This is a genomic window from Pararhizobium polonicum (genome assembly GCF_001687365.1).
Taxonomy (GTDB): domain Bacteria; phylum Pseudomonadota; class Alphaproteobacteria; order Rhizobiales; family Rhizobiaceae; genus Pararhizobium; species Pararhizobium polonicum.
In genome coordinates, this window is sequence record NZ_LGLV01000007.1 from 367903 (window position 1) to 384361 (window position 16459).

Below are 16459 nucleotides of genomic sequence, written 5' to 3' on the forward strand. Positions count from 1 at the left end.
TGGCGATCCGCTGCATAATTTTCTCCGTGTAGTCAGGCACGGCGGGGATAGTGCATCCGCGGGCCGTTGACCTGTCCCTTTCCCGATTGTCACAGGGGCGGGCTGATTGTGAGCAATTTGAACCGATGGTCTTAACAATGGGTTTACCAAATGTGGTGTCTTTATGATCTTCGCCCTTGACGCTATGCACGCGCAATGTTCGCGGGTTAGATAGTGGGGCAAAGGGATCGCGGAACACCGCCGGATCACGCTGACGAGCCGGACGACGGCTATTGAGGATACAATCATGGGAAAAAACCCGAACCTGACCTTGACCGGTCCCGATCTCGCAGCGCTTCTGTGCAGCCGCGTTTGCCACGACATCATCTCTCCGGTCGGTGCCATCAACAACGGCCTCGAATTGCTGGATGAGGGCGGGGCGGATGCGGATGCCATGGACCTGATCCGCACCAGCGCACTCAATGCCTCGGTGCGATTGAAGTTCGCCCGGCTGGCATTCGGTGCGTCGGGCTCCGTCGGCGCGTCGATCGATACCGGCGAGGCGGAAAAGGCGGCGAAGGATTTCGCCTCCGTCGAAAAGAAGACGGAAGTCACCTGGGTCGGCCCGCGCGTCATCATCGCCAAGAACCGCGTCAAGCTGCTGCTCAACCTGTTCCTGATTGCCTACGGCGCCATCCCACGCGGCGGCTCGATCGAAGTCATCCTGGAAAATCCGGAATATGACGCGGTCTTCAAGCTGATCTGCAAGGGCCGGATGATGCGCGTGCCGCCGAAGCTGGTCGAGCTGCTTTCCGGTACGCTCGAAGAGGCCGTCGACGCCCACACGATCCAGCCGTATTACACCGTGCTGCTCGCCGATGAAGCCGGCATGGAGATCGACGTCAGCTCGACGCCGGAGGAGATCGTCTTTGTCGCCAAGATGGCCGCAGTCTGAGGGGCGTGCGATAAATCATCTTTTAGTTCCCGTGGTAACTGAATCTTTGCCAAAGCGGCATACGGTTGTCGTTGGGGAACAAGTTCCCGCTTAGGTGCAGACAAGGAGCTGGAAATGCAACGCTTGATGATTGCCGATGATTCAGATGTCGTACGCAAGGTCGGAAAGCGCATTCTCTCCGGATTGAATTTTCTGGTCTCCGAGGCTGCCAACGGCCTCGAAGCGCTGGTGCGCTGCGAAGCGGAACTTCCCAACATCATCATCGTCGATGCGGGGCTCGATGGCGCGCTGGACCTGATCGCCAACATCCGCAACCTGCCTGACGGCAAGACCGTGCGCATCTATTATTGCGTGGTCGAGGCGGACCTGAAGAAGATGATGGCGGGCAAGCGTGCCGGTGCCGACGATTTTCTGTTGAAGCCATTCGACCGCAAGATCCTGACCAGTGTTTTCGGCAGCCTGTCGGTCGCCGCCTGATTTCGCATCCAATCAAGCCATAGGGTTTCGAAAAAGCCGTTGCCTTTCCCAGGCGACGGCTTTTTCATGCGCTGCTCGTCGAGAAGCGGCCCGGCTTGGCAATATACGTACGGTCAGCCGGAAACGAAAAAGCCCGCCATCATCGGCGGGCTTTTAAGAAACTTTCGGCACGATCAGCCGTGGCGTCCCTGCATTATGCGGGATGCGAAACACCGCCGGCTAAAATGGCCGGGTGGTTTCAGGCGCTTTCTGCGAAATCGCCTTCCGGCTCGCGCAGCACATAGCCACGGCCCCAGACGGTTTCGATATAGTTTGCACCACCGGCAGCATTCGCAAGCTTCTTGCGCAGCTTGCAGATGAAGACGTCGATGATCTTCAGTTCCGGTTCGTCCATGCCGCCATAAAGGTGGTTGAGGAACATTTCCTTGGTGAGCGTCGTACCCTTGCGGAGCGAAAGCAGCTCCAGCATCTGGTATTCCTTGCCCGTCAGGTGAACGCGCTGGCCACCGACTTCGACAGTCTTGGCATCCAGGTTGACGATGAGTTCGCCGGTCGAGATGACCGACTGCGCATGGCCCTTGGAACGGCGCACGATCGCATGGATACGAGCGACCAGTTCGTCCTTGTGAAACGGCTTGGTCATGTAGTCGTCGGCGCCGAAGCCCAGGCCCCGAACCTTGTCCTCGATACCGGCCATGCCGGAGAGGATCAGAATCGGTGTCTTGACCTTGGACAGGCGAAGCGTTCTCAAAACCTCGTAACCGGACATGTCCGGCAGGTTGAGATCGAGCAGAATGATGTCGTAATCATAGAGTTTGCCGAGATCGACGCCCTCTTCACCAAGATCGGTGGTGTAAACGTTAAAACTTTCCGACTTGAGCATCAGTTCGATGCTCTGCGCTGTCGCGCTGTCGTCTTCAATTAGTAGAACCCGCATAATTGTCCCCTTTTCCGCCGCCGAAAGGTCGTTGTGGCCCCCTTACGCGATACGGATCCAGTCGTTGCCTGATTTGGAGGCTGCCAGCAAATGGTTAACAAATTCTGATTCACTCTGGCAAGGTGTATCGGAAATGTTAAATATTTTTTGCAGTCCTCTGATTTTGCATGTGAATCTAGAATGATATCCTTAATGCACAACGTTAAGAAAATCAGCTATCTGACTCATCTGACTCAATCTATGCCGAACATCAAATTTAGCGCCCGGCATTTACTGACCCTTAAATGATCGTCCCTATGATTAACGATGCCCGTAAACGAAAGGTTACCAGCGGTAGGATTTTGTTAAGATCGCTGTAATTTTTTTTGTTTCCGACACCGTAAGGTCGGTTGAACAGGCCAAATCCAGTAACCGGGGTCTCGCATCACGGGAGTATTGCGTATGAAGTCACGTGAGAGCCTTGTTCGCCTGAAGGAATTTCAGGTGAAGGAGAAACAGCGTCAGTTGAGCCAGCTGCAACTGATGATGTCCGAATTTGAGCGGATGACCAAGGAATTGGAAAACCAGATCACATTCGAGGAAAAGAAGTCGGGGATCTCCGATCCCACGCATTTTGCTTATCCGACGTTTGCCAAGGCTGCGCGGCAGCGGGCCGACAATCTCCAGGTCTCGGTCCGGGAGTTGAAGGTACAGCAGGATGCGGCGGAACTGGCGCTGGAAGAGGTTCAGGCGGAATTCGCCAAGGCCGCGGCGCTCGAAGAGCGGGACAGCGGTGCTCGCATGCGCGCCTAGGCGCGCTGAGGATTGCTGAAGGCTAAAAGGCCCTTCTCACGGACTTGTCTTAAGTCCGTGAGAAGGGCCTTGTGCATTTCTGGTTCAGGTTTTGATCGCCCCGGCTTTTGCCAGGCCAGTTCTTGCTAAGCCTGGATGACATCCTGCCATTCGGGGTGGCGCTGAGCCTGGGCACGCATGAAAGGGCAGAGCGGAATGATTTTCCAGCCGCCTTTGCGGGCTTCCTCGATCGCATGGGCTGCAAGCGCCTGCCCGACGCCTTTGCCGCGCAGCGCGTCGGGAACGGCGGTATGATCGATGATGATCAGATGCGGCGATGACCGGGAATAGGTCATTTCGCCGGTATGGCCCTCAAGCGTTGCGCTGTAGCGGCCATGCGAGCCGGTTTCTTCAAGCTGTATGTCCATGATCCACCCGTCACATTGTTGGCTGCTGCCTATATGGCATGAGGCGGCGCCGGTGCGAAGGGTGGGGCAGGCTTGAAAATGTTTCGGGCGGCTGCCGGTTGATGGCCGCCGCCCGAAAATGGGACGCCTGACGCGCCGATCAGTGACGATATTGCTGGATGCGGGTCGTGCGCAGGCCGGCAAGACCATGGTCGCTGATCGAGGACTGCCAGGACAGGAATTCTTCGACGGTCAGGGTATAGCGTTCACAGGCTTCTTCCAGGCTCAGAAGCCCGCCACGCACGGCGGCGACGACTTCTGCCTTTCTGCGGATTACCCAGCGGCGGGTATTGGCCGGAGGCAAGTCTGCAATTGTCAAAGGGCTGCCATCGGGTCCGATGACATATTTCACGCGGGGTCGTATCATTTCGGTCATTGGACTCTCTACACATACTCAAGACCATATGGGCACAACTTACCCTGCCACATTTAACATTTGCCTAAGCACGCGGTAACAATTTGCTAATAATTTTAGAGACTTCCGGCGCTTGCTTCGACCTGTAGGCGATCTGCGGTACTCGCCTGGCGACAATGCGCGGGCTATCATCGGGTATTTTGCCGCGCCGCGAAAATGCCCCGGATGCCCTCATTTCCCGTCAATCAAGATGACGAAAGCTGTGAATTGAACATCTGCATGGGAGCCATGCAAATATAATGGTTCAATTTGCCTAAAATCATTGCTATAGCCGCCTCGTAATTGAGCATAAGCGTCTTCTTTGATGCTCCGGAATGCTCTCGCTGCATCACTTTATTTCCATGCCTCGGCCTGTTGCTTCGATCGCGCCCCATTCTGGCGTCTTCGGAGTTTTGTCGGTGGCTGGTTTGACTTGGCAGATTTAAAAAATTCCGGAACGAGAATTTTTTGCGGCGCCGGCGCCATAGGCCGGCAAATTGGTGATCAAAGTTATGAGAGACCCTGACAAGCTGGCCTTGCGAAGCGAGGCCTATGCTGATTTCCTTTCGGGCGTGAACAGTCCCGCAGTCCAGACGGAGTATGAAGTGCTCCACCTGATGCGCCAGTGCACGGCGCAGTTCGGCTTCAGCCACTTCATGATCGCGCGCGTTCCCTTCGGCGAGCAGCAGCGCTTTACCGAGCGTCTCGTTTTGAGCAGCTGGCCGGCCGAGCTTGTGCGGGATTATGACACTGCCACGGTATTCCACATCAGTGTGCTGATCGAGCGGCTGCGCCATACGAAGCTGCCCCTCTTCGGCGAAACCAAAGCTCTGCTCAATGCGCAGGGGGCGGCCGCGCGCGACAGCATCGATGTGCTGTTCGCCGGCCAGGCAATGCGCAGCACCTTTGCCGTCATGCTGCACACCACCCATGGCGAGGCGTTTGCCGTCCTTCTCTGCGGGCCCCGAGGCGAGCCGGACAGGGCGGAGACCGCCGATCTTTATCTCACCCTGTTGCAGCTCTTCGAGACCCTTGAGCGGACCTTCGAGGCCGGTGTCTCGGCACGCGACAAGCTGTCGGCGCGTGAACTCGAGTGTCTGCGCTGGGCCGCGGCCGGCAAGAGCAGCGACGAGATTGCCATCATCCTTGGTATTTCCGGCTACACGGTCTCCAGCTATTTCAAGACGGCGGCCCGCAAGCTCGGCTCCGTCAACCGCATGCAGGCGATCGCCCGGGCCATGCGGATGAAGCTGATCTGAGCGGCCATACCGGCCGTTCATTCATACCCGTGTTGTGCATGCTCTTGTTCAATTCCCCGCGACTTTCTATATAGCAGCCTTGCGGCGCGGTCTTTTGGACCGGTGCTGCCTCGCTGCGGCGTTGGCCGCTTGCAGGAAACAGGGTATGGTCGCGCGGAATTGCCCGATAGACCCGCCGATGGACCGGAATGCCGGATTGGATGCCGTGAACAGTCTCGATTTTGATCGCAAGCCCGAAGATACGCGCGTCGTCGTTGCCATGTCCGGCGGCGTCGACAGTTCCGTGGTGGCCGGCATCCTGAAACGCCAGGGCTATGATGTTCTCGGCATCACCCTGCAGCTCTACGATCATGGCGCCGCCGTCCACCGCGCCGGCTCCTGTTGCGCCGGTCAGGACATCGACGATGCCCGCCGCGTCTGTGACGTTCTCGGCATCCCGCATTACGTTCTGGATTACGAACAGCGCTTTCGCGAAACCGTGATCAATCCCTTTGCCGAAAGCTATGTTGCCGGTGAAACGCCGATCCCGTGCGTTGCCTGCAATCAGACCGTCAAGTTCGCCGATCTCTTGGCGACCGCGCGCGAACTGGGCGCCGATGCGCTGGCGACCGGCCATTACATCCGCTCGAAGGCCAACCCGCAGCCGGGCGCCCCCGGCCGCAGGGCGCTCTTCCGCCCGACTGACGCCGATCGCGACCAGAGCTATTTCCTCTTTGCCACCACGCAGGAGCAGATCGATTATCTGCGCTTTCCGCTCGGCAATCTCACCAAGGCCGAAACCCGCGCGCTTGCCGAAGACATGGGCCTCGTTGTTGCCAAGAAGGCCGACAGCCAGGACATCTGTTTCGTGCCGCAGGGCAAATATGCCGATATCATCAACAAGCTGAAGCCGAATGCGGCGCTGGCGGGCGATATCGTCCATCTCGACGGCCGCGTGCTCGGCAGCCATGACGGCATCCTGCATTATACCATCGGCCAGCGCCGCGGCATCGGCGTTGCCACCGGCGAGCCGCTCTATGTCGTGCATCTCGATGCCCGCTCGCGCCGGGTCATCGTTGGCCCGAAGGAAGCGCTGGAAACCCGCCGTGTCTACCTGCGCGACATCAACTGGCTGGGCGACGGTGATATCCATGATGTGGCTGCTGATGGTTTTGCCTGCTTTGCCAAGGTACGCTCCACCCGCCAGCCGGCACCGGCCATCCTGCGTGCCGATGCCAGCGGCATCTCCGTCGAGCTTCTGGAAGGCGAGGCGGGCGTCGCTCCCGGCCAGGCCTGCGCGCTCTATTCCGGCATCGGCGAAGACGCCCGCGTCTATGGCGGCGGCTTCATCCTGCGTTCGGAGCGTGAAGCCGCTGCCGAAGCGGCGCTCAAGGACCTGCTGCAAAGCGTGGTAGCGGCCTGATTAAGGGCAGGGGGCGTTCATCGCGTCCCCTTGTCCGGCCATTGTCCACCGTCCCTTGGAAAACTTCCGTTTTTTTGAAACGGCTCGTCTTGACACCGGCATGAACCGCACCTTATAAGCCGCCCCACTGATGACAGCGACAGCGGCTTATGCCTGCTTCAAAGTCCGATGGCGGGGTAGCTCAGGTGGTTAGAGCAGCGGAATCATAATCCGCGTGTCGGGGGTTCGAGTCCCTCTCCCGCTACCAATTCCAACTTAAATCACTCATTGTGCAAGTCTGACGGCGGATTCCAAGCAAACAGCCTGACGAAACCGCTGCCCGCTAGGCCGCCGTGTTCGTCGGATGCCGCGTGCGCTTGCGGCATTCGATGACCTGCCAGCTTCGCACGCCGCACCCATGCGCCGCCTGCCCGGTTTTACTCTGCCGTTGACATATCTAAAAGCATGAATTTTAACGACATAAGTAAGACATTCGTCATGGGAAACCCGTAGGCTTCGCACGATATGAGAGGCACGGTAGCCGTCACGGTTTTTGAAGCATGACGCTTGATTACAATTCTCTTTTGATGGCGCTTGCTGTTTCGGCCACGTGTCTTGGTGTGACGCTGTTCGGCAGCTGGTTCGTGCGCCGTTCCGAGACCTTCTTATTGAGCTGCACGCCAGGGCTCGTGCTTATCGTCAGCGGCATTGTTGCCTACGGCCTTTATGTCGACGATCCTGTGGTGGCGTTTGCCGTTGTCTCGTTCGTACTTTTTCATGCCGGCTTTGCAATTATCTGGGGCGCAGGCTACCAGTTTCGCACCAACATACTGCCGCTGCGAGCTACTATTGCCTGCGCTCTCGCGGCAATGCTTATTTCTATTCCTCCGCTGCTGATCGGTTATGACGGGCTCGCATTTATCGCCGAAAATGCGGCGATCGCTACCATGCTCTTCGCGACCGCCTGTCAGTATTGGCGGGCGCGCGAAGAAGCGCTGGTCCCCCTAATCGGAATTACCACCCTCTATTGCCTGACAGGGATCTCCTTTGTTCTCTGCGCCGCCGTTCTCATTGCCGATGGAAAGATGGTGCTGGGCGTTGCGCCAAGCAATTGGGCCGAGGATCTCAGCCTCGCGATCTGCATTGCCGGCATGACCGGCATCGGGGCCCTGTCGCTGGCGCTTCACCAATGGCGGCTCGCCGCGCGGCACCGTCTGGAAGCTATCACAGATCCGCTGACCGGCCTCGTCAATCGCCGTGCACTTTTCGATCGCTACGGACAGAGTCTGGTCGGACCGAAAACCGCGGTCTTGGTCTTCGACCTCGATCATTTCAAGTCCATCAACGACACTTTCGGGCACGCTGGTGGCGACCGCGTGCTGAAGATTTTTGCTACCGAGCTCGCGGCAAACTGTGGAGCCGGTGATACCGCTGCGCGCCTCGGCGGTGAGGAATTCGCACTGGTTCTGAAAGAAGTCACGCCTGATCGTGCCGAAATGGCGGCGGAGCGCATTCGCAAGGCCTTCGCCGGTCACGAAATCCACCTGGAGGGTGAAACCCTCACGTGCACGGTCAGCGTTGGGGTCGCGCCGGGGCGTTCTATGCCAATGGATTTCGACGCCATGCTGAGTGCGGCGGACAGGGCGCTCTACGTCGCCAAGCGCACGGGCCGGAACCGGATTGAGCTCGCAAGTCATCTCCACTCTGTATCGATTGGTTCCGCTCGCACCGTCTCCTGATCGGAAGCCTAGGCACGCCTATTTCTGGCAATCCTGAGCGCATTGTCGCTGCCGGTTTTTACTCCGCTGTTGACGAGCGTCACAGACGCGTGTTCGGATCAGCAAATTTGTAGTCGTCCTTGATGCAGAACTTCAATGCGTACTGGATGAGGTCTTTCAAGTTCAGGCCCAGCGGCTGTCCTTCCCCTGTCGTCGACCAGCGACGGCGGCGCTCAGGGCCGGACAGGACTTCTATCTTAGCACTGTGACTGGTCATAATGGGCACATTACCTCGCACGCTTGTTAAGTGGGAGATCGTGCCCGGATATTTATGGGGCCATTACACGATCTGCGCGCAGGAATTCCGGATTGCTTTGGCATTAAGGCGATCGTCAAGGATGGGCATGAGCAATCGATGGACCCTACGGCCTTGAGGCTTCCGTAAAAATCCCTATTCTGCAGCGGAGTAAATATTGACCGCGAAACTGCTGCTTGGCTGGTTTTCGCGAGGTTCCTTTGGATCGAATCATGACAGTTTCCGCGCCACCGTTCTCGCTTGTCGGCCTCGATCATGTCGTGTTCATCGTGGATGATATGAAAAGGGCGCTGGACTTTTACCAAGGTGTGCTGGGCTGCACGATCGGATATTCATATCCAGCATTAGGCATGGAACAGGTTTGGTGCGGGGCTTCACTGATTGTTCTGTGGGATATGACACATCCCGGTGGCACCAAGGCTGCTCCGCCGGTGCCTGGCGGGCGGAATGTCGATCATATTTGTATTGCCACGAGCCCTTTGGATCATGAAAAGCTCCGGGATCACCTCCGGAAATGTGACGTAGAAATCTATCAGGAGGCATTCCACGGTGGTGCACGCGGAATGGGGCACTCTTTCTATATTCATGACCCCTTCGGCAATAAGATCGAGCTGAAAGGGCCGGCAGAATATCCTGACGGACGACCTGTGTAGTTTCCGCAAACTGCGATATTGCGGCCTGCGCAAGCTGACGTAGCCGTGCGGCTATCGCTTGCATCGGCGTTTGGACGCGGTAGGAAACGAGTTCGGCTTTAGCGCGCGAAATATAATCCGTGATCGCCAAAGTGGCATCCACATCGTCATTTCCGCGCGACATAGCCTGTCCGGCTGATCCCGTGGCGCTGCAGTTTGTCGTAGAATGTCTTTCTGGCGATGCCGAGCGCGTCGATCGTCCGGCGCACATCGCCGTCATGGGCGGACAGGGTGTCCCGAATAATCTCGGCTTCGTAGCGTTCCAGTTTTTCCGGCAGGGTGGCGCCGGCCGGTTGCGGGGAGGTGGTGTTTTCCTCGCCCTTTTCCAGACCAAGCACCACTCTTTCGGCAAAATGCGAAAGCTCGCGGACATTGCCGGGCCAGCTATGCGACGCGAGATGGCGGCGCACGCTCTGCGAGAGCGGTGGAACCTCCCGGCGAAAGCGGGCCGCGGCACGGCCGGCGAAATGGGAAAACAGCAGGGGGATATCGTCGCGCCGTTCTCTCAGCGGCGGAATGGAGATGGTGACGACATTCAGCCGGTAGTAGAGATCCTCGCGAAAGTCGCCGCGCACGGCGGGATCGCCGAGATCGATCTTGGCGGCGGCCACGACCCGAAGATCGACCGGGCGCACCTCATTGGTCCCGAGCGGCATGATTTCGCGCATCTCCAGGACGCGCAGCATCTTCACCTGTGTGCCGGGCGGCATGCTTTCGATCTCGTCGAGAAACAGGGTGCCGCCGCTGGCATGTTCGATCCGGCCGGTGCGGCGTTTCTGGGCGCCGGTGAAAGCGCCGGGCTCGTGGCCGAACAGCTCGCTTTCGATCACCGTTTCCGGCAGCGCGCCGCAATTGAGCGCTACGAAATTGCCCTTTCGCCGGCGGCTCCATTGGTGCAGGAGCTGGGCGACGACCTCCTTGCCGCTGCCGGTTTCGCCGGCAACCAGCACATCGACATCGGTATCGGCGATATGCCGGAGGATGTTTTTCAGATTTTCCATCACCGGCGTCTGGCCAATCAGCGGCAGGCTGTCCTGTGCCTCCTCGGCGGCGCGGCGCAGCGCCCGGTTTTCCATCACCAGCGCCCGCTTCTCGCTCGCCCGGCGCACGCTCTGCACCAGCCGGTCGGCTGCGAAGGGTTTGGCGATGAAATCATAGGCGCCGTCCTGGATGGCCTGCACGGCCATGGGAATATCGCCATGGCCGGTGATGAGGATCACCGGCAGGTCGGCATCCATCTCCTTCAGCGCGCCGAACAACTGCAGGCCGTCGATCTCAGGCATGCGGATATCGGTCACCACGGCACCGGCAAAATCGGGGGACAGCGCGGCCAGCGCCGCCCTGGCGCCGCTGAAAGCCGACACCGCAAATCCGGCCAGCTCGAGCGTCTGGGCCGTGGCGCGGCGCAGGTCCTTGTCGTCGTCGATCAGAACAACGGGTGTCAACGGATCCATGCTCTCAAGCCTTCTTCAAATGGACGACGAACCGGGTGCCCTGGCCGTCGCTGGACACGTCCATGCGGCCGCCATAGTCGGCGATGATGTCCTTGGAAATCACCAGCCCCAGGCCGAGGCCGCCTTCCTTCGAGGTATTGAAAGGGGTGAACAGTCCCTCACGGATATCCGGCGCAATTCCCGGCCCGTTGTCGGAGACGGTCAGCGATACCTCTTTTGCGCCGGTTGCGACCCGAACCTCGACGCGGCCCTGCTCGCCCTTGGGAGCCACAGCCTCCAGCGCGTTCTGAAAAAGATTGATCAAGACCTGCTCCAGCCGGATGCGGCTTCCCATGACCTGAAGACCGACCGGCGGCAAAACGATATCCAGCGTATCCATGCGCCCGGAAAAACGGCTGCGCAGCAACATCACCGCGCCTTCGATGACATCCTTCATCCCGGTGGGTTCGGCCGTGGCGCGGCCCTTGCGGGCAAAAGCCTTCAGCTCGTCGGTGATCGAGCCGATCCGCTCCGTCAGGGCGGCAATGTTTTGCAGATTTTCGGCGGCCGGCGCCGTCTGGCCGCGATCAAGGAAGACGTGGGCATTGTCGGCATAGGCGCGAATGGTTGCCACCGGCTGATTGATCTCATGGGCAACGCCCGCCGCGACCTGGCCGAGGATCGCCAGTCTGTTGGCCTGTACCAGATCCTGCTGCACGGCCTGTAGTTTCTGCTCGGTATTTCTGTGATCGGTGATTTCCGTCTGCAGGCGGTCGCGCGCCTGGCTGAGGTCCAGCGTCCGTTCCACGACGCGGCGTTCCAGTTCCTCGCGGGCCTGCTGTTCGCTGGAGATCCGCAGCGCGACCAGATGGCGGCGGCGCAGCAGAAAGGCGGCACCTGCCAGCAGCGGCAAGAGAACAAGCAGCGCCAGCATCCGGGCCTCGCGCACGCCCGCATCGACCGCCGGCTCCAGTGCCACCAGGTGCTGCAATTGCCATTGGGTTGTCGGAACGGCGATCTCCGTGTCCAGAAAGGTCGATTGCCCGGTGCTGCCGGGCATGACGATCCGCACGAGATCGGCCGCTTGCCCGGCCGTCCTGACGATGTCGAACGGCAAAGGCCGCAAAGGTGCATCGCCGAACTGAAGGCTTTCGCGGATGGTGGCCAGGCGGTCCGGCGCGATTTCGCCGATGGTCATGAAGCGCCAGGACGGAATGCTGGTGATGAGGACGATGCCGCGGTCATCAACCACATAGGTCGGCTTGCCCGAAGCGTTCCAGTCGGCCTCGACATCGTCGAACTCGACCTTGACCACGACCACACCCAGCGGGCCGCTGGCGCCGTCGATTCGCTGCGAAATATAGAGCCCCGGTTTCTTGCTGACGCTGCCAAGCGCGAAATGCTCGGCCTGCCCTTTGGACACCGCACGCTGGAAATATTCGCGGAAGCGATAGTCGTTGCCGACGAAGCTGGTCGGCTCGCGCCAGTTGCTGGCCGAGACTGCAATCCCGTCGTTTCCGATCACGTAGATCACCGCCGCCTTGGTGCCGGCCGCCAGCCTTTCCAGCTTGTCGTTGAGGCGGTTGAGTGTGCCCGCATCCTTTGCCGTCAGCGCTGTCGCAAGCGCGCTGTCCTGTGAGAGCACGAAGGGGAGGGCCCGGTATTTTTCCAGAACCGTGCGCAGCAATGCCGCATTCATATCGGCATCGATGCGGGCCTGGGCGGCAAGCGCGACCTCGGCGCGGCGCCTGCCGATCTCGCCGCTTGCCCAGAGGCTGGCGATGACCAGCGCCAGCGCCACGCCGGCGTGAACCAGCCGCATCCGCCGGATGCGTTCGTGCAAGGGGAGAGCCGGCCACAGCCATCGGGATACGGAAAACGTCATGGAGAATTTGTGCATATTTCTGCACATTTATCAAATAAATTTGTGTGGATTTCCGCATGAAATCGTTCGGTCGATAACCGGCCGTGGATTTTTAAGAAGGTTTTTCAATCAGTTAATTCGATCATCAAAACTGGCACGAAGATTGCGAAACGATTCCCCAACAGCGGTACGACTGCTGGACTTGAAGCCAATGGCTCGGGAGGCCGGCACTCGCTCCGGACGAGCCTCAAGGAGGAAATCATGATCGCAGCTCCCTTCGATGCGGCCGAAAGGCCCCACGGCAAAACACCTTTCTACCGGCATCTCTATGTCCAGGTTCTCGCAGCCATTGCCGCGGGTATTCTTCTTGGCCATTTCTATCCCGAGCTCGGCACGCAGCTGAAGCCGCTCGGCGATGCCTTCATCAAGCTCGTCAAGATGATCATCGCGCCGGTTATCTTCCTGACGGTCGCCACCGGCATTGCCGGGATGAGCGACCTGCAGAAGGTCGGCCGCGTCGCCGGCAAAGCGATGCTCTACTTTCTGACCTTTTCGACGCTGGCGCTGGTGATCGGTCTCGTCGTCGCCAATGTCGTCCAGCCCGGTGCCGGCATGCATATCGATCCGGCGTCGCTCGACCCGGCAGCGGTATCGACCTACACCCAGAAGGCCCATGAGCAGAGCATCACGGGCTTCCTGACCAACATCATTCCGACGACGATCGTCGGCGCATTCGCCGATGGCGATATTCTGCAGGTGCTGTTCTTCTCGGTGCTGTTCGGTATCGCGCTTGCCATGGTCGGCGAGAAGGGCGAGCCGGTCATCAATTTCCTCAATGCGCTGACGGCCCCGGTGTTCAAGCTGGTCGGCATTCTGATGAAGGCGGCTCCCATCGGTGCCTTCGGCGCCATGGCATTTACCATCGGCAAGTACGGCGTCGGCTCGATTGCCAACCTCGCCATGCTGATCGGCACCTTCTACATCACGTCGCTGCTTTTCGTCCTTGTCGTTCTGGGTGGCGTCGCGCGCTACAACGGGTTTTCCATCCTGGCGCTGCTGCGCTACATCAAGGAAGAACTGCTTCTGGTGCTCGGCACATCGTCCTCTGAAGCCGCTCTTCCCGGCCTGATGAACAAGATGGAAAAGGCCGGCTGCAAGCGCTCGGTTGTCGGCCTGGTCATTCCGACCGGCTATTCCTTCAACCTCGACGGCACCAACATCTACATGACGCTGGCCGCGCTGTTCATTGCCCAGGCGACGGATATCCATCTGTCCTGGGGCGATCAGATCCTGCTGCTGCTCGTGGCGATGCTGAGCTCCAAGGGGGCGGCAGGCATTACCGGTGCCGGCTTCATCACGCTGGCGGCCACGCTGTCGGTGGTGCCTTCGGTGCCGGTCGCGGGCATGGCGCTGATCCTCGGCATCGACCGTTTCATGTCGGAATGCCGGGCCTTGACCAACCTCGTCGGCAATGCGGTGGCCACCATCGTCGTCGCCCGCTGGGAGAACGAACTCGACACCACGCAGCTGGCCGCGGCACTGGGCGGCAAGGACACGGGCGGTGTTCCGGTGACGGGGCTGCAGCCGGCCGAATAAAGCCTGGCTTTCGGGACAGTTCGCTCTTCGCAGAACCGGCCCGCCGAAAGGCGAGCCGGATGTGTGCATTCATGAAGATGAGAGCTGACTGGTGATGCCGCCGGACCAGCGCAAGTGGCGTGGTCCGGCATTCACGTTCAGACAAGCGGGCATAGGTGCGCCGCTTCATGCTTGCGGCAGGCAGAACGCCTTATACCATCCGGCTGATTTCGGTCTGAAGACGCTGGGCCTGGTTCTGCAGTGTGATGTATCGGGGTGTCGGTATGACGCCATGGTTCCGTTCAGCCGTCCACATTGCTTCGCGACGGATCTGCCCGTCCTCCGCCTTCAGGTGGCGGGATTCGCTGGCCGTCAGGAGGCCGCGCGCCCGATCCGCGTTCACACGCTGGTCATCGGCCCGAAGCTCGGAGAGAATTGCCTGGAGCCGCGGTCCGGAGGCCTGAACGGGCGTAAAGGCGGGAACAACGAAGGCTGGGTTCTGGGCGTCATCGTTTGTGATGTCGTTGTCCCCCAGCATGAAACGGTCGTGATGACCGTCGCGGTGGTCGCCGTTATGGTCGCCGCTGCCGCTGCTGCCGCCGTGCGAACCGGCGAAGGCCACGCCCATCGAAGCTGAGATGATGATTGCGGAGATCGCTGCAGTCTTTGCAAAAGAAAACATTTGCGTTACCTCAATTGGAGCTTCACTTTGCGAAGCATCTCTTGACGTGAGGCTATCTTATAGTGTCGAGTCACGGTTTCGTTACCGTCGGCATTACATAGCCTCGATTGGCAATGTAGTTCCGGTGTCGCTTGGAATCATGTTAAATAAAAATAATATTTGAAAGTCTGCTGTTGCCACAATCGATCGCAATTGTGGCAACCTGATTTGCCGATGCGGCGAGGCCTATCGCCAAGAGGGGGGCGTCAGCCGAGCATTTTCTGGAATGCCCGGTAGCTGCCTTTCGGTATCCTGTCTCTCGTCTCTGGATCCATGGCGACGATGCCGAATTTTGCGCTGTAGCCTTCCGCCCATTCGAAATTGTCGATCAGGGTCCAGGCCATGTATCCCCTGACATCGACGCCTTGCTTCTGGGCGTCGCGGATGGCAGCGAAATGCTTGTCGAAGAAATCGATGCGCTTGCCGTCATCGCTCTCCGACATGCCGTTCTCGGTGACGTAGATGGGCAGCCCGGGGTAGCGATCGGAGGCGCGCTTGAGAAATTCCGTCAGAGCCTGCGGGTAGGTTTCCCAGCCGAGATCGTTCTTTTCGAGTGGACCTCTGGACTGGGTAAACGGAAATACGGGAACGCTTGGATCGGATTGGTAGAGGGAGCGGGTATAGTAGTTGAGGCCGATCCAGTCCACCGGAGGGGAAATCAGTTTAAGGTCGTCCTGCCAGTTGGCGGGCAGATATTGCTCGATTCTGTCGGTGACGAGTTTCGGGTACTGGCCTTTCAAGGCACCGTCGAGGAAGAACTGGTTGAAGATGGCATCGCCGAGCTCGGCGGCTGCCGCATCCTGTGGAGATTGTGTCAGCGGCTCGCATTTTTCCATATTGACGACGATGCCGAGATCTTTGCCGCCCTCGGCACGCATCGCTTCGATACCGAGGCCATGGGCGAGCAGGACATGATGCATCGCGCGCGATGCGGCGCGGATGTCGCGGTAGCCCGGTGCGTGTATCCCAAGAAAATGGCTGAGGATGGTGATGCACCAGGGCTCGTTCAGGGTAGCGGTTGTGGCCAGCCGGTCGCCGAAGCGCCGGGTGATCTGCGCGGCATAATCTGCAAAGGCGCGGGTCGTGTCCCTGTTCATCCAGCCGCCCTTGTCCTGCAGGGCGCTTGGCAGGTCCCAATGATAGAGCGTGGCGAGCGGTTTGATATTGCGCTCCAGCATGCCGTCGATGAGGCGGTCGTAAAAGTCGAAGCCCGCTTCGTTCGGGGCTCCCGTCCCCTCCGGGATGAGCCGGGGCCAGGAAAATGAAAACCGGTAGGCATCGAATCCGCCGTCGCGGATCAGATCCAGATCTTCTGCCCACCGGTTATAGTGGTCGCAGGCGACCACTCCGTTTTCAGCGTTCTTGATATTGCCAGGGGTGGCGGCGAAGCTGTCCCATATGGACGCGCCTCTGCCGTCGGTCTGTCCGCCTTCGATCTGATGGGCGGCCATCGCGACACCGAAGACAAAGTCAGGACCGAAGTCCTTGCGATCATGCGAAAACATCATTTTTCCCGTTCC

16 protein-coding genes and 1 tRNA gene are annotated in these 16459 nt (G+C 59.3%); 9 read left to right on the forward strand and 8 right to left on the reverse strand.

Annotation, left to right across the window (positions count from 1 at the left end; all coding sequences use genetic code 11):
* The first annotated feature begins 286 nt into the window (after window positions 1-286).
* On the forward strand, window positions 287-934 hold the full coding sequence (gene chpT / locus ADU59_RS12630; RefSeq protein ID WP_068954463.1) for a histidine phosphotransferase ChpT: 648 nt from the start codon (window positions 287-289) through the stop codon (window positions 932-934).
* Between the two features lie 114 nt (window positions 935-1048).
* Window positions 1049-1411, forward strand: a complete 363-nt coding sequence (locus ADU59_RS12635) for a response regulator (RefSeq protein WP_068954464.1) — start codon at window positions 1049-1051, stop codon at window positions 1409-1411.
* Window positions 1412-1649: 238 nt separating this feature from the next.
* Here the strand turns inward: ADU59_RS12635 and ctrA are convergent, their stop codons facing one another.
* Window positions 1650-2348, reverse strand: coding sequence for a response regulator transcription factor CtrA (ctrA, locus tag ADU59_RS12640; RefSeq protein ID WP_037163974.1), 699 nt, complete (start codon window positions 2346-2348; stop codon window positions 1650-1652).
* A 441-nt stretch (window positions 2349-2789) separates the two neighbouring features.
* Here ctrA and ADU59_RS12645 point away from each other — a divergent pair, with 441 nt between their 5' ends.
* Window positions 2790-3140: a flagellar export protein FliJ gene (locus ADU59_RS12645; RefSeq protein WP_068954465.1), complete on the forward strand. Its 351-nt coding sequence runs from the start codon at window positions 2790-2792 to the stop codon at window positions 3138-3140.
* 125 nt (window positions 3141-3265) lie between these two features.
* On the opposite strand, the gene ADU59_RS12650 is transcribed toward ADU59_RS12645, so the two are convergent.
* Both ADU59_RS12650 and sciP read right to left on the reverse strand, forming a co-directional pair.
* Window positions 3266-3547: a GNAT family N-acetyltransferase gene (locus tag ADU59_RS12650; protein ID WP_068954466.1), complete on the reverse strand. Its 282-nt coding sequence runs from the start codon at window positions 3545-3547 to the stop codon at window positions 3266-3268.
* Between the two features lie 139 nt (window positions 3548-3686).
* On the reverse strand, window positions 3687-3962 hold the full coding sequence (sciP, locus tag ADU59_RS12655; RefSeq protein ID WP_004430042.1) for a CtrA inhibitor SciP: 276 nt from the start codon (window positions 3960-3962) through the stop codon (window positions 3687-3689).
* 530 nt (window positions 3963-4492) lie between these two features.
* Between sciP and ADU59_RS12660 the strand changes: the two genes are divergently transcribed.
* The 4 genes from ADU59_RS12660 to ADU59_RS12675 all read left to right on the forward strand — a co-directional run bounded on the left by ADU59_RS12660 (window position 4493) and on the right by ADU59_RS12675 (window position 8359).
* Window positions 4493-5239, forward strand: coding sequence for a helix-turn-helix transcriptional regulator (locus ADU59_RS12660; RefSeq protein WP_068954467.1), 747 nt, complete (start codon window positions 4493-4495; stop codon window positions 5237-5239).
* A 205-nt stretch (window positions 5240-5444) separates the two neighbouring features.
* Entirely contained in the window at window positions 5445-6641 is a 1197-nt protein-coding gene (mnmA, locus tag ADU59_RS12665; protein ID WP_099050821.1) for a tRNA 2-thiouridine(34) synthase MnmA, read from the forward strand.
* Window positions 6642-6811: 170 nt separating this feature from the next.
* Window positions 6812-6888 (forward strand) — tRNA-Met (locus ADU59_RS12670).
* A gap of 292 nt (window positions 6889-7180) precedes the next feature.
* Window positions 7181-8359 carry a GGDEF domain-containing protein gene (locus ADU59_RS12675; protein WP_068954468.1) on the forward strand — a complete coding sequence of 393 codons (1179 nt, stop codon included), beginning with the start codon at window positions 7181-7183 and terminating at the stop codon, window positions 8357-8359.
* 79 nt (window positions 8360-8438) lie between these two features.
* On the opposite strand, the gene ADU59_RS30625 is transcribed toward ADU59_RS12675, so the two are convergent.
* Window positions 8439-8615: a hypothetical protein gene (locus ADU59_RS30625; RefSeq protein WP_158515719.1), complete on the reverse strand. Its 177-nt coding sequence runs from the start codon at window positions 8613-8615 to the stop codon at window positions 8439-8441.
* Window positions 8616-8866: 251 nt separating this feature from the next.
* Here ADU59_RS30625 and ADU59_RS29630 point away from each other — a divergent pair, with 251 nt between their 5' ends.
* Complete coding sequence (locus tag ADU59_RS29630) at window positions 8867-9307, forward strand: VOC family protein (RefSeq protein ID WP_083198239.1); 441 nt, start codon at window positions 8867-8869, stop codon at window positions 9305-9307.
* Window positions 9308-9453: 146 nt separating this feature from the next.
* Here the strand turns inward: ADU59_RS29630 and ADU59_RS12685 are convergent, their stop codons facing one another.
* Both ADU59_RS12685 and ADU59_RS12690 read right to left on the reverse strand, forming a co-directional pair.
* On the reverse strand, window positions 9454-10800 hold the full coding sequence (locus ADU59_RS12685; protein ID WP_068954470.1) for a sigma-54-dependent transcriptional regulator: 1347 nt from the start codon (window positions 10798-10800) through the stop codon (window positions 9454-9456).
* Between the two features lie 4 nt (window positions 10801-10804).
* Entirely contained in the window at window positions 10805-12679 is a 1875-nt protein-coding gene (locus ADU59_RS12690; protein WP_068954471.1) for a sensor histidine kinase, read from the reverse strand.
* 225 nt (window positions 12680-12904) lie between these two features.
* Between ADU59_RS12690 and ADU59_RS12695 the strand changes: the two genes are divergently transcribed.
* Window positions 12905-14239, forward strand: a complete 1335-nt coding sequence (locus ADU59_RS12695; protein WP_068954472.1) for a dicarboxylate/amino acid:cation symporter — start codon at window positions 12905-12907, stop codon at window positions 14237-14239.
* 190 nt (window positions 14240-14429) lie between these two features.
* Here ADU59_RS12695 and ADU59_RS12700 read toward each other — a convergent pair whose 3' ends face one another.
* Both ADU59_RS12700 and ADU59_RS12705 read right to left on the reverse strand, forming a co-directional pair.
* Window positions 14430-14900, reverse strand: a complete 471-nt coding sequence (locus ADU59_RS12700) for a hypothetical protein (protein ID WP_068954473.1) — start codon at window positions 14898-14900, stop codon at window positions 14430-14432.
* Between the two features lie 245 nt (window positions 14901-15145).
* Window positions 15146-16444: a GH1 family beta-glucosidase gene (locus tag ADU59_RS12705; RefSeq protein WP_083198240.1), complete on the reverse strand. Its 1299-nt coding sequence runs from the start codon at window positions 16442-16444 to the stop codon at window positions 15146-15148.
* Window positions 16445-16459: the final 15 nt, after the last annotated feature.